13 protein-coding genes are annotated in these 11,557 nt (G+C 62.0%); 5 read left to right on the top strand and 8 right to left on the bottom strand.

What is annotated here, in order from left to right:
* Positions 1 to 5: 5 nt before the first annotated feature.
* Entirely contained in the window at positions 6 to 1,247 is a 1,242-nt protein-coding gene (locus AC56PL_RS21030) for an ABC transporter substrate-binding protein (protein ID WP_482137813.1), read from the bottom strand.
* A gap of 161 nt (positions 1,248 to 1,408) precedes the next feature.
* The gene (locus AC56PL_RS21025) at positions 1,409 to 2,272 is read right to left on the bottom strand and encodes an SDR family oxidoreductase (RefSeq protein ID WP_482137811.1); all 864 of its coding nucleotides are present in this window, start codon (positions 2,270 to 2,272) and stop codon (positions 1,409 to 1,411) included.
* Positions 2,273 to 2,349: 77 nt separating this feature from the next.
* On the opposite strand from AC56PL_RS21025, the gene AC56PL_RS21020 reads away from it, so the two are divergent.
* The 3 genes from AC56PL_RS21020 to AC56PL_RS21010 all read left to right on the top strand — a co-directional run bounded on the left by AC56PL_RS21020 (position 2,350) and on the right by AC56PL_RS21010 (position 5,157).
* Positions 2,350 to 2,982: a TetR/AcrR family transcriptional regulator gene (locus AC56PL_RS21020; RefSeq protein ID WP_497155057.1), complete on the top strand. Its 633-nt coding sequence runs from the start codon at positions 2,350 to 2,352 to the stop codon at positions 2,980 to 2,982.
* 72 nt (positions 2,983 to 3,054) lie between these two features.
* On the top strand, positions 3,055 to 4,254 hold the full coding sequence (locus AC56PL_RS21015) for an oxidoreductase (protein WP_495518154.1): 1,200 nt from the start codon (positions 3,055 to 3,057) through the stop codon (positions 4,252 to 4,254).
* 126 nt (positions 4,255 to 4,380) lie between these two features.
* A complete protein-coding gene (locus tag AC56PL_RS21010) occupies positions 4,381 to 5,157 on the top strand; it encodes an IclR family transcriptional regulator (protein ID WP_482137807.1) in 777 nt (258 codons plus the stop codon).
* 27 nt (positions 5,158 to 5,184) lie between these two features.
* On the opposite strand, the gene AC56PL_RS21005 is transcribed toward AC56PL_RS21010, so the two are convergent.
* Positions 5,185 to 5,856: a PadR family transcriptional regulator gene (locus AC56PL_RS21005; protein ID WP_482137805.1), complete on the bottom strand. Its 672-nt coding sequence runs from the start codon at positions 5,854 to 5,856 to the stop codon at positions 5,185 to 5,187.
* A 107-nt stretch (positions 5,857 to 5,963) separates the two neighbouring features.
* Between AC56PL_RS21005 and AC56PL_RS21000 the strand changes: the two genes are divergently transcribed.
* Both AC56PL_RS21000 and AC56PL_RS20995 read left to right on the top strand, forming a co-directional pair.
* Positions 5,964 to 6,311, top strand: a complete 348-nt coding sequence (locus AC56PL_RS21000; protein ID WP_482137803.1) for a hypothetical protein — start codon at positions 5,964 to 5,966, stop codon at positions 6,309 to 6,311.
* Complete coding sequence (locus AC56PL_RS20995; RefSeq protein WP_495518155.1) at positions 6,304 to 6,999, top strand: Dabb family protein; 696 nt, start codon at positions 6,304 to 6,306, stop codon at positions 6,997 to 6,999. Before AC56PL_RS21000 ends, AC56PL_RS20995 begins: the two co-directional genes overlap by 8 nt.
* On the opposite strand, the gene AC56PL_RS20990 is transcribed toward AC56PL_RS20995, so the two are convergent.
* The 5 genes from AC56PL_RS20990 to AC56PL_RS20970 form a co-directional block, all read right to left on the bottom strand.
* Positions 6,979 to 7,845: an alpha/beta fold hydrolase gene (locus AC56PL_RS20990; RefSeq protein ID WP_497155056.1), complete on the bottom strand. Its 867-nt coding sequence runs from the start codon at positions 7,843 to 7,845 to the stop codon at positions 6,979 to 6,981. The genes AC56PL_RS20995 and AC56PL_RS20990 overlap by 21 nt on opposite strands.
* A 91-nt stretch (positions 7,846 to 7,936) precedes the next feature.
* Positions 7,937 to 8,197, bottom strand: coding sequence for a hypothetical protein (locus tag AC56PL_RS20985; protein WP_497155055.1), 261 nt, complete (start codon positions 8,195 to 8,197; stop codon positions 7,937 to 7,939).
* Positions 8,197 to 8,673, bottom strand: coding sequence for a flavin reductase (locus AC56PL_RS20980; protein ID WP_495518422.1), 477 nt, complete (start codon positions 8,671 to 8,673; stop codon positions 8,197 to 8,199). Before AC56PL_RS20980 ends, AC56PL_RS20985 begins: the two co-directional genes overlap by 1 nt.
* A 267-nt stretch (positions 8,674 to 8,940) precedes the next feature.
* On the bottom strand, positions 8,941 to 10,626 hold the full coding sequence (locus AC56PL_RS20975) for a 3-ketosteroid-delta-1-dehydrogenase (RefSeq protein ID WP_497155054.1): 1,686 nt from the start codon (positions 10,624 to 10,626) through the stop codon (positions 8,941 to 8,943).
* Positions 10,626 to 11,507: an SDR family NAD(P)-dependent oxidoreductase gene (locus AC56PL_RS20970; protein WP_495518158.1), complete on the bottom strand. Its 882-nt coding sequence runs from the start codon at positions 11,505 to 11,507 to the stop codon at positions 10,626 to 10,628. Before AC56PL_RS20970 ends, AC56PL_RS20975 begins: the two co-directional genes overlap by 1 nt.
* Between the last annotated feature and the right edge of the window lie 50 nt (positions 11,508 to 11,557).

Raw genomic sequence — 11,557 nt, 5'->3', positions numbered from 1 at the left:
TCGATTTAGCCGGTCACCGTGGGGTTGACCGGAACACCGTCATCGTTGATTTCACCCAGCAGCATCTGGTTGGAGCAGATCGAGGGCATTTGCGGGAATGCAGTTCCGTTGCAGGTGAAGGTGATTCCGCCGCCAGCGGGCATTTCGACGTTCTGCGCCGACTTGAGCGCCTCTTTGATGGTGGCGGCGGTGACGTCACCGGTGATGCCGTTCGTGGCGGCGATGACCGCCATCACGGTTTGGTAGCCGAGCGCTCCGGAGCCCGTGACTGACAGATCAGGTGCGTATTGGGTCAGGATCGAGCGGTACAGCACCGAATCCGGACGATCCGACAGGTAGTCGGTGGCGGTGATTCCCATATTGCCCTTGAGCGCGTCGATGCCGACGACCTTGATCACATCAGGCTCCAAGCAGGTGGGGAGCAGGACCTTCTTGACCGTTGGGTCCGACGTCTGGATGGCCTTGAGCACCGACGAACAGGTCGCGGCGTCGGCGACAATACTCACACCATCGGGCTTTTCGCTGAGACCGGCGGTGACGAGCGGGGTGGGATCGGGGACACCGAGCGCAATCGGGACAACATTCAGTCCGACGCCCGCAGCTTTGAAGATCGGATTACCCATCGCGCCGATGATTGCGCCCAGTCCTCCACCGTCACTGGCGAAGATGGTGAAACTCTTCATGCCTTGATCCTTGGCGGCGGCCGCCATGGCGGAGATCGTCCCAGGTAGACCCGCACCCAGTGCAGCGACGTCTGGCGACGTCAGTTCGGCTGCAGACACCCCATTCAACGTCACGTACGGGATTCCTGCACCAGTGACGATCGGTACGATCGCCGGTCCCTGAGATGTGCCGCCGGACAACACTGCGGCGACCTTCTTCTCCACAAATTGATTGGCGCAGTTGGTCGCCGACGTCGGATCCTCCTGCTGCTTGCACACCACCAATTCGACCTGGTGGCCGGCGAGGCCACCGCCGTTGTTGTTCACATACTCCACAGCAGCTTCGGCCGCCTGGCGCACCTCGGGCAGAGATACAACTGCACCGCCCTCCGTGGAGACGAATCCGATCTTCACCGCCGAGCCTTCGGCCGGGTTACTGGGCAACGACGTCGTCGACGCGGCGGCAACATTGCTCCCGCTCGCATCATCGCTGCTACAGGCCGTGGCACCGAGCGCTGCGATGGATAGCAACGCAACCGCGCCGGCGAAGGTTCGTCGTTGAAGATTTCGGTTTCCGAGTTTCATGACACAGGACTCCTTTGCAAATACCACCCGCATGATTGCGGCAGTCGCCGCAGCGGGTCGTTTCCCGTGATGCGCATCACGTGTAGATGGCAGCGGTCGATTATGAGCGGATGGCCTGCCGATGCACTCATAGGTGCTCCCGGTCACTGGGAGAACGACTCCTACAGGATCCGGTTTCGCCCGGTATGACCCCGAAATCGCCTCGCGTAGCTGAAGATTTGGCCGACAGGTACCGGTTTGGGCCAACTATCGGCACGGAAGTAGGCATCCGAACCGCCGTCGACGAAAATCACGCTCCCGCAGAGAAAATTCGCGGCATCCGACAACATGAACACCACCCAACGGGCCAGCTCCTTCGGCTCACCGAATCCACCGACGGGGATTGGAAAGCTGCGAATCGCTTTGGCTTCCGAAGGGGTTGCCAATTGGCGCTGGAGCAGGGGTGTGGCAATCGCCCCTGGCGCCAGGACGTTGAGTCTGATGCCGGCTCCAGCCCATTCCGGTGTGACCGCCGCGCGGCGCGCCCACCGACTCACCGCGGTTTTCGAGGCGGCGTACGCGATCGACGGTGCCGCCTTGCCGAAGATCGCCACGGCCCGTTCGGCACGGTCCAGATCTGAGACAAGCAGAGCCCGGATGGCGCGCCGCGGAACAGCCGGTGTTGTTGTCGTCGAATTGCTACCGAACACCACCACTTTCGCGGTCTGCGCACGGGCCAGGGCGTCGCGCCAGCCCTCCAGCAATTCCACAACTCCGAGATAATTCACCTCGTAGATGACTCGCGCGCGCCCCTTTCCCGGAGTCGGCCCGATCCCCGCCGCGAGAACGGCGCCGTCGAGTCGGCCATCGGCCACGGCCAGAACCCGCTCCACAGCCTCTTGCCTCCCGGCCGCGGTCGACAGGTCGACCCGGATCTCAGCTTCCCCGACATCGACCCCGATCACAGTGTGACCGTCGGCGCGGAGCTCATCGACCACCGCTTGTCCCATCCCTGAGGCCGAGCCGGTCACCACATACACACCCATTGCCACTCCCTGCATCGTGCGACAACTGAGGTCATCGACTTTTTGACAGACTAAGACAAAAATGTTGTCCTGGTCACATGCCAGGGCTGCGCCAGACCCGATCACCCCGCAACAGCAACAGGGGTCGACCGTCGGTGATCGACGCCGCCGTCATAGCGGAAAAAGCACTGAAGCTCTGGAGCGAGCGGGGATACGCCAGTACGAGCTGGGCAGACCTGGCAGCCGTCACCGACATCAGCAGCAGAACCCTCTCACGTCATTTCGCCTCCAAAGCCGAAATCGCTTGGCTCGGTGTCGCTCCGGCCACCGAACGTCTCCGCGAGGCGCTGAACTCCGTTTCCCACTCACTACCGATCGGCGATGCCATTCGGACGTCGGTGGCCCACTCGGTGTCCCACCACCCCCGCATCCGGCGCATCGGAACCGATTGGCTTCGGCTCATCTCCGCCGAACCCGAGCTTGTTGCCATGGCGCCCGCCGCATACAAACCGTGGATCGACGAGCTCACAGTCTTCATCCATCGCCGTATCCCTTCCGCTCAGGTTTCGACGTGCCGCGCCCTCGCCAACGCCTACCAGGCCGCGACGTTCTCAGCGCTGCTCGAGTGGACAAATGACGGCGCCGACGGCGATCCGGCCGATGCGGTCGACGCCATGCTCGGCTGGATGGATATCCGCATACCCACCACACCCGCGTCCAGGACGCGCTGATCAGGCGAGTTGTCGCCTACCACATTCCCCGAATCCTTTGCGCCACAGCCCAAGAAGAAGGAGTTCATTTTCATGACATCCATCGAGACACGCGCGGATCTGTCCGCGATTCCCGATCCGCTCACGCCGGCGAAACTCGGTCCGATCGAGTTACGAAATCGCATCATCAAATCCGCGACTTTTGAAGGGGTCACCACTGGTGCCCTCGTCACCGACGATCTGATCGACTTCCACGTCGCCGTCGGCAAAGGGGGCGTCGGAATGACCACCGTGGCATACCTTGCGGTGTCCCCGGAAGGCCGCACCGAGCGAGACCAAGTTTATTGGCGCCCTGAAGCATTGAGCGGGCTACGTCGTTTGACCGACGCCGTGCATGCCACCGGCGCAAAGGTCTCCGCCCAGATCGGGCACGCAGGTCCGGTGGCAAATGCCCGCTCGAATGGTTCACCATCTCTGGCTCCGTCGACGCGCTTCAACTCATTGGCCATGGGCTTCGATCACGCCGCGACCGAAGACGACATCCGCAGGGTCATCGCAGACCATGGTCAGGCCACCCGTTACGCCCGCGACGTGGGCTTCGACGCCGTCGAGGTACATCTGGGCCACAACTATCTGGCGAGTTCGTTCCTCAGTCCAAAGATCAACAAACGCAAGGACTCCTGGGGTGGGTCGCTCGCGAACCGAGCCGAGTTCCCGCGACGCATTCTGGAGGCTGTTGCCGAGGCGGCTGACGGTGAAATCGCAGTCCTGGCAAAGATGAACATGGCCGATGGGGTTCCTGGAGGGTTATGGCTCGACGAGTCATTGCGTTTCGCCCGCATGATCGAAGAGGACGGGCATCTCGACGCCGTGGAACTGACGGGAGGTTCGTCACTTCTGAACATGATGTACCTGTTCCGCGGAGACGTGCCGTTGCAGGCGATGGCAGATACACAAAAGGGCATCTTCAAGCTCGGCGTAAAGGTGGTCGGCAGATCAGTTTTCAAGCACTACCCCTACGAGCGGATGTACTTTCGCGAGTATGCACGGCAGTTCCGCGAACAGCTCGATCTCCCGATCGTCCTTCTAGGCGGAATCACCGACCTCGACGCCATCAATACCGCGATGAGTGACGGCTTCGAATTCGTGGCGATGGCACGGGCCTTGCTCCGCGAGCCCGATCTGATCAATCGCATTCAGAAGGACGCGACGACGCGCTCGCTATGCATCCATTGCAACTTGTGCGCGGCCAGCATCTTCACCGGGACCAATTGCCCACTCGCCGCCCCCTAGTGCAACAGTTCGCGATCATCGCCGTCGCCACAGCGGTGATCTGCTTCACAAAAGCGCGCTGCTATGGCATATTACTAATAGAAATAGCCATGTCAGTGACGTATATGAGCGAACAGGAGTGATGTTGTGACTGTCACCCAGGACTTGTCCGAGGAAAGCCAATCGGCTCCCACCGCCATCCTCGACCGGTTGTCGCTGGTACTCGACGCATTCGATGGCAGGGACAACCTGAGCCTCGTGGAGGTGGTGCTTCGCACCGGACTCCCCCGCTCGTCCGCTCACCGGATGCTCGATCGGCTCGTCCAGCTACGTTGGTTGCGACGCCAGGGGCGGGACTACAGCCTCGGCATCCGTTTGGTCGAACTGGGGTCACTGGCCGTGCACCAGGACCGTGTACATGCAGCGTCGGCGGAGCATCTGCAACAGCTTTACCGCACCACCGGGATGGTCGTGCATCTTGCCGTTCTCGACGGTGACGACGTGGTCTATCTCGAGAAGATCGGAGGCCGGCTGGCGGCTCAGGTCCCGACCCGAGTCGGCGGCCGCCTTCCGGCCGTGCGCTCTGCCCTCGGCAAGGCATTGCTGGCGTACGGAGGTCGGAACGAACCCGGCGACGACTTGATCCGCGAACGCGGAATCGCCACCGAGCGCAGCGGCGCACTGACCGGCTTCGGTTGTATCGCTTCTCCGATAGGGCCAGTGGGCGAAGCAACCACTGCGGTGTCGATCTGTGGACCCATGCGCGCAATGGCTTTCGACAGCCGGATGATCACGCCGGTGCAACTCACCACGCACGCAATATGGCGCAGTATGTCCGTCGGCGTCCGGGTCACCCCGACCTTGCAGCGACGAAACCTACTGCGTTCGCTCCCCACCGCGGCCAGCGTCCTGGCCGAGGACTGATATCGGCGTCGCTCGGCCGGCCGAAGTTCAGCGCTCCGTGCCCTCGCCGTCTCCCTCGCCGACCGTGCGCCAGATTCCCGGTCGACGAGGGATTGGCATTCCATCGCCATCCAGATTTGCAGCGAGCCGGTATTTGGCAGCTGCCTCGTCGATGTCATCCAAAAGCTCTTCGGCGAGCGCGATTTCGGCTTCGTAGTACCGCTTCGACCACCGCAGGCTCATCTCAGAAAATGCCCAGCCCGGCTCCGACTCCGAGTGTTCGGCGTGCAAATTTGCTCGCCGCGCCATGTCTTTGAGGTTCTCGATATGGACCGCGACGATATCTTTGAGCTGTTCGGGTTCATGAAGGTGCCCCATCCACAGCCGAAGCATCACATTGTGTTTGAGGACCGGCATCTCGACCTGCGCGTCGCGCGACCAGCTTCGCAGAGCGCTCAGGCCCGTCTCCGTGATCCCGTAGACACGGCGGCCACGCACGCCCTCCTCATTCACCATCTGAGAACTGACCAAGTCGAGTTCTTCGAGCTTCTTCAGCTCCGCGTAAACCTGACTGACGGATGGGCTCCAGTAGAAGAACCCGATGCTCCAGTCTGCCCATTTCTTGAGGTCGTTGCCGGTGAGCTGCTCACCGAAGGACAGCATTCCCAGGACCGCCCAGCTGGTCGCGGGAAGGTTCGGAAATTGCTCGTCGCCCGACATAAACTCCGATCTTACAAGGGATTCCACGCAACGACGGCAATCACGTATCTCCCGGCCACTGGGAAAGCCGAACGGCGATGGACGGCGTAGGCAATACCGTCTCTCTCATGAACGACCGAACCATCTACATCGTCGACCGCGTTGTGACCAGACCCGGGAGCACCAAAGACTTCATCGGCGCCTACCTCAACGAGTATGCACCAGGCGCAGTCGACCGCGGGATGACCCTCGACCGCGTGCTCGTGAGCCCACCGGTATGGATCGAGGACGAGGGCCACACCGTCACCGTGACCTGGACGGTGGCCGGACCGCAGGAGTGGTGGCGCGCAGCGGTCAACGGGCGACACGATCCGGTTCCCTCCCAGTGGTGGAAAACGGTCGATCCCTTGATCTTCGAACGCACGCGTTCAATGGCAGCCGACGCAGACGACATCGAAGGGCTATGCGATGTATAAGATCACCCGCTTGATTCACGTTGTCGACCCGATGGACCAAGCCGCGGTGTCAGCTGTGATCGAAAGTATCCAGGCCGCCGTGACTTCGATGCCGACCACAACCGACTTGGTGTCGGCCACGCTTCCCGGTGTCCGCAACGGCGGTGACGTTTTGGTCCACCTACAGTTCGACCACGAGCAGGCCTGGCAGTCGGTTCGCACCCGACTCGATGCAGTGACCGCCGGCCCACTGATCGACCACGTCGACGGAGTGGAGTACTCAGGTGACGGTCACCAGAACAATCGGTCCGGCCGACGCGATTCGACCCGAACACCACGCGTCTACCGGTCTTTATTGATCTGCGTCGACGACTCTGCATCGAAGCTCGCCTTGGAACGGTTCGAAGCTGCGACACTACGGATGCCCCTGCACATTCGTCAGATTCGTGCCTGGCAGCTCAGTCATGTCACCATCGCCGAGGGCAGCACCCTGTGGACGCACGTCTGGGAGCAGGAGTTCGAGCAGATCGAAGACCTGCTCGGCCCGTACATGTATCACCCCATCCACTGGGCACACGTAGACCCCTTCTTCGATCCGGAGAGCACCGACTACATCGTCAAACATCGCGTGTGTCACAGCTTTTGCGAGTCACCGGCGCCGCTCATCGAGGCGGCGCCGGCGCCGCTGTCAACGTTTCAGGAAAGCTGACACAACGTCTTCGAACGCCGCCTTCTGTTCGATCATCACCCAGTGCCCGCAATTCGGGAAGATGTGGATTTCTCCCTGCGGAAGAAGTCGCATCGGGAGCAGTGCCATGTCGACGGGGCTCACCCTGTCATCCCGTCCCCAGGTGATCAAGGTCGGGACATCGAGACGGCCCAATCGTGCCCAATTCGGAGTGGTCTCCGTACTCCGCATTGCTTCAGCCATACGCGCCAGAGCGGCACGGCCGTACATTCGCCGCGAATTCTCCAGTGTCGCCGGATCGGTCGCCTGCTGCCACCGTTCCTCGATCAGCTCTGCAGTGACCAAAGCCGGGTTGTAGACCATGGAGTGCAACCACGCGATGAGCAAGTCTTTGCTCGGCTCTTCGACGAATTCGCTGAGCCGCTTGATCCCCTCCCCGGGGGCCGGGCTGAAAATACCGGTGCCGGCGCCACCAATCGTGACCAGTCGCTCGACCCGCTCGGGCGCCTGCAGTGCGAAGTCGGTTGCCACAAACCCGCCCATCGAATTGCCGATGATCCGGACCCGATCGATACCGAGACCGTCGAGGAACGCGTTCACCGCCGCCTGGGCAGAAATCATAGGATGCGGTGCACCGAAATCGTCACTGACCCCGAACCCGGGGAACTCCAGGACGAGGGTGCGGAAATGCTGCGCGAACGTCGGTACGTTGGCGCCGAAATTTCGCCAGCCGGTAACCCCCGGGCCGGAACCGTGCAGCAGCAACAGAGGCGGCCCCTCACCGATCTCACGGTATCGCAGGATGCCGTTCTCGGTCTCCATCTCGAACAGCTCAGGGGCAGTGGATGTTTCATACGATGTACTCATAACCAGAGCGTGCCATCGCCGAACCGTCTCTGTACCAAAAGATCCCAATGAGTGGCAGGTGAGTTTCCCTGAGCCCGCCCACCGAGCCGAATCAGTGCAGGCGCGGGATACGCGTACCGGCCGGGAGTTCAACCGTTGACTCCGACAACGCAGCGTCGCGCACGGCTCGGTCGATCGTGCGTCGCAGTGCACCGCACGACCGATTGCGTTGGCCGATCGCATCGTTCGAATTGGCGATCTCAGGGCACAGGGACGCGTCCGAAGTCCACTGGATCGACGTGTGCACCGCACTGAACTTCTCCACCAGAAAACGGTGTCCGCACAGCTCACAATCGAGCGGTTGCATCGCCATCACCGATCACCGGCCAGGCCTGTGCCCACGCGTTCATATTTGCCCCTGAAGAAGACCAGCGGTGAATGATCCGCCGCGTGCAGGTGTCGAACCCTGGATACCACGATGGTGTGGTCGCCGGCGGGATACTCGGCTTCGGGTTCTGCCTCGATCCACGCCAGAGAGTCCGTGAGCACCGGCGCACCCGAGGGCGACGGTGTCCATTCGATGCCCTTGAACTTATCCGGGCCCCGAACAGCGAGTTGCCGGCAGATGCTCTCCTGATGTTCCGACAATATGTTGATCGTGTAGCGCCCGGCCGCTCGCACCCGCGGCCATGAGTTACTCGTGGCCGCCACACAGAACGCGACCAGCGGTGGATCGAGCGAGACGGACGTGAATGAATTGGCCGCCAGGCCAGTTGGCACGTTCCCCTCCGGGTCGATACCGGTGATCGCAACCACACCCGTTGCGAAATGCCCAAGGACACTACGCATCACGTCAGGTGTTACGACCGGAATGGACGCACCGACATGGATCGTCGCTTGATCGCCGGACCCGTCCGCAGTACATGTCATCTCGATGCTCCTCACAGTTCTTTCAACGTATCTGCCTCGCGTACAACAGTGATCGGACCACCTGCGGCGCCGGGCTCGGTATCGCGCTGGGCGGAAGTGCTTCAAGGGGGGTGAACATGCGAGGATCACACCAGGACCCGTCCCCGTACCACCACTTCACCACTTGCACTGCGGTGCGTAGTCGGGTCATGCCGACGCGGCGGTTCGAGCTGCGATATATCCGTAAACCAAGCCCTGACCGATGGTCGCGCCGGCGCCCGGATACGTCGTACCGAACGCGTTCGCCGCCGAGTTGCCGATCACGTACAGCCCGCTGATTGCACTACCGTCTTCGCGCAACGCCCGAGCGTTCGAGTCAGCCCTCACGCCACCACAGGTACCGAGGTCACTGAGGACCATACGGACCGCGAAGAGAGGTCCCTGCAGCGGACGAAGATTGGGGTTCGGAGTGACCGACGGATCGCCGTAGTAACGGTCGTAAGCACTTTCACCGCGGTGGAACTCGTGATCCACCCCGGTCCTCGCGTCGGCGTTGACAGTCGTAATGGTTGCCGCAAACTCTGCCTCTGGCACCCCTATCGACCGGGCGAGCTCCGCCGGCGAGTCGGCGCGGTAAGCGATTCCATTGTCGTACCACGACTTTGGCAACGGCTGCCGCGGGAAGATACCACCGGCGAATAGGTAGGAGTTGCGATACTTCTGATCAAAGATCAGCCACATGTCCTCAACCGGATCACCCATGTGTTCGCGCTCGAGCACGCGCTGACCGAACGACATGTAGTCCTTCGCCTCGTTGATGAAGCGACGCCCGGTCTGGTCGATGATCAACGATCCCGGCAGCGAACGCTCGGCCAACAATACGGCGGGCTCACTGCCCGGCAGGGCGGCCACTGCCGGGAACCACCACGCCTGGTCCATCAGTCCGATCGCAGCGCCGACCTCCTGCGCGATCCTGATGCCGTCGCCGGTGTTGCTCGTGGCCCCCAGACTGGCGTGTGGCTGCAACCGCTCCGACTGGAACTTGTTGCGCATCTCCACATTGTGATCGAAACCGCCGGTGGCCAGCACGACTCCTCTACGCGCCACGACCTCGGTTTCGGTGCCATTTCTGTTGACCACGGCGCCGCTCACCCGGCCTTCGTCATCGACGATCAGTCGCAGCAACGCGGTATCGGTCCAGATCGGTATCTTCGCCCGGACCGCGCCCGCAAACAGCCCGGCGGCCAGAGCCTGACCACCCGCCATGTATTCCCGTTTAAGAGCCATCCCGCCGACGCCCAGTGCCAGAGCCTTGAGGGCTCGCGACAATCCCTGCCGAGGCCGACTCGCGATCAGGTTCAACCACTTGTAATCGGCTCCGGTGACCGGCATCGGCAGTGGCGCCTCCAGCAATCCCGGCCGCAACCGCGTTCGCTCGGCCCCCAGCACCGAGGCGTCAAACGGTTTGCACTCGCACGTCCGCCCCATCGCGGAACCACCGGGACGTTCGGGATGGTAGTCCGAATACCCCTTGGCCCACATGAATTTCATCGGCGTCATGCGCGAGAGCATCTCGACCGCGGCTCTGCCGTTCTCGAGAAAGGCGGTGCCGCGATCTGCTGGGGCCGAGTCACCGACCACGGCTTTGATGTAGTCGGCGGCCACGACTCCGTCACCCGGTTGCTCCGCAGCGAGCAACGGATTGGTGGGTATCCAGAAGGCTCCACCCGACCGCGCTGTCGAACCACCGACGTATGGGGACTTCTCGACCACCAGTGCGGAAAGTCCTTCCTCGTGGGCGGTGAGGGCGGCCGCCAGGCCGGTTCCGGCTCCGACCACCAACAGATCCACCACTTGGCGGGCCCGTGTCTTCAGATCTTCTGTTGAACTCATCAGGAAACTTCTTTCGGGAGAAGCACGCCCATGCGGTCGAGCATGGATCGTGGATCGGCGGGCGGCCGGAACGCGAGGAGTTGATCACCTCGGCGCTTCATGGCCGCCGCGCACAACTGGTCATCGGAGAAGATCCAGAAGTCGCCGCGGGCGATCTGCTCGATCATGTGCTCGGCAGCGAGCAACGCATCAAGCCCCTTCTCCACATTGTCGCGTTGCATCACTTCGAAAACCGCATTCGCGATCGGGTTCGTGGTGGGTGACTCCCGCTGCGCCGACACGAAAATTTCGCTCCGAATGGAGTGTGGCACTACAGCACTCACCTGAATAGGTGCATTCAGTATGGATAGATCCTGGTGCAGGCATTCGGTCATTGCCAGGACCGCATGCTTGCTGACGATGTACGGCGACTGCACGGCAACCGCATTGAGACCGCCAACCGACGACAGGTTGGCGATACAGGACGCTGTGCCGACCTCGATCATCCGGGGCACAAAAGATCTGAGGCAGAAGAACATTCCGTCGACATTGGTCTGCATGAGACGCTGCCAGCGGGTCGGCTCGATCTCCCAGAGCAGTCCGGCCGACTCCACGCCGGCGTTGTTGATGAGCAATTCGACAGATCCATAGCGCGAGAACACGTCCGCAGCCATCGTTTCCACGGCCACGGCGTCACCAACATCGACACCGAACGATGATGCCCTTCCGCCCGAGTCCTCGATCTCTGCTGCAACCAGCGCCGCCCGATCGGCATTGAGGTCGGCGATGACAACCGTCATCCCCAGTCTCGCCAGATGCCTGGCCAGGCCCTCCCCGATTCCGGATGCCGCTCCGGTGACCACCGCGGTACCGGAAGAATAACGTTCCTCTGCGAAAGTCATTTCACTCCTTGAAGTCTCGTCCGCCCATCGCCACATGGCGATGTCAGTCG

It is taken from the genome of Williamsia sp. Y721 (genome assembly GCF_059683565.1).
The sequence above is the reverse complement of the archived record's forward strand: the minus strand, read 5'-3'. Positions and strand labels throughout refer to the sequence as shown.

What these genes read in the sequence shown, in the direction of transcription:
- AC56PL_RS20995 (WP_495518155.1), top strand. Translation starts at nt 6,304, where the DNA reads ATGTATAAGATCACCCGCTTGATTCACGTTGTCGACCCGATGGACCAA.
- AC56PL_RS20990 (WP_497155056.1), bottom strand. Translation starts at nt 7,845, where the DNA reads ATGAGTACATCGTATGAAACATCCACTGCCCCTGAGCTGTTCGAGATG.
- AC56PL_RS21020 (WP_497155057.1), top strand. Translation starts at nt 2,350, where the DNA reads ATGCCAGGGCTGCGCCAGACCCGATCACCCCGCAACAGCAACAGGGGT.
- AC56PL_RS20985 (WP_497155055.1), bottom strand. Translation starts at nt 8,197, where the DNA reads ATGGCGATGCAACCGCTCGATTGTGAGCTGTGCGGACACCGTTTTCTG.
- AC56PL_RS21030 (WP_482137813.1), bottom strand. Translation starts at nt 1,247, where the DNA reads ATGAAACTCGGAAACCGAAATCTTCAACGACGAACCTTCGCCGGCGCG.
- AC56PL_RS20975 (WP_497155054.1), bottom strand. Translation starts at nt 10,626, where the DNA reads ATGAGTTCAACAGAAGATCTGAAGACACGGGCCCGCCAAGTGGTGGAT.
- AC56PL_RS21025 (WP_482137811.1), bottom strand. Translation starts at nt 2,272, where the DNA reads ATGGGTGTGTATGTGGTGACCGGCTCGGCCTCAGGGATGGGACAAGCG.
- AC56PL_RS21000 (WP_482137803.1), top strand. Translation starts at nt 5,964, where the DNA reads ATGAACGACCGAACCATCTACATCGTCGACCGCGTTGTGACCAGACCC.
- AC56PL_RS21015 (WP_495518154.1), top strand. Translation starts at nt 3,055, where the DNA reads ATGACATCCATCGAGACACGCGCGGATCTGTCCGCGATTCCCGATCCG.
- AC56PL_RS20980 (WP_495518422.1), bottom strand. Translation starts at nt 8,673, where the DNA reads ATGCGTAGTGTCCTTGGGCATTTCGCAACGGGTGTGGTTGCGATCACC.
- AC56PL_RS20970 (WP_495518158.1), bottom strand. Translation starts at nt 11,507, where the DNA reads ATGACTTTCGCAGAGGAACGTTATTCTTCCGGTACCGCGGTGGTCACC.
- AC56PL_RS21005 (WP_482137805.1), bottom strand. Translation starts at nt 5,856, where the DNA reads ATGTCGGGCGACGAGCAATTTCCGAACCTTCCCGCGACCAGCTGGGCG.